General features: G+C 70.0%; 1 protein-coding gene. It reads left to right on the forward strand.

Translation table 11 applies throughout. The features are described from left to right. Positions 1–303: alpha/beta hydrolase (locus SB773_RS30960; RefSeq protein ID WP_410594077.1), on the forward strand; the 303-nt coding region annotated here is incomplete at both ends.

The following is a 303-nucleotide window of genomic DNA, read 5'->3' on the forward strand; positions in this document are numbered from 1 at the left end:
GGAGCGCACCCTGGAGGGCATCCGCGCTCTGCGCACCTCCGATCAGCCGTACCTCAGCGTCTTCGCCCACTCCTACGGCTCGACGGCGGCACTGATGGCGCTCGAACGACACTCGGTGACGGTCGACGCGCTCGCACTGATGGGATCGCCGGGGAGCACCGCTCAGTCGGTGGCGGGTCTCTCTGTCACCGGCGGCAACGTCTTCGTGGGGGAGGCCCCCCTCGACCCGGTCGTGGACAGCGCCTTCTTCGGCAGCGACCCCGGCTCTCCCTCGTACGGGGCGAAGAAGATGGGCGTGAGCGG

Source organism: Bacillus sp. SIMBA_074 (genome assembly GCF_046534555.1).
Taxonomy (GTDB): domain Bacteria; phylum Bacillota; class Bacilli; order Bacillales; family Bacillaceae_G; genus Bacillus_A; species Bacillus_A mycoides.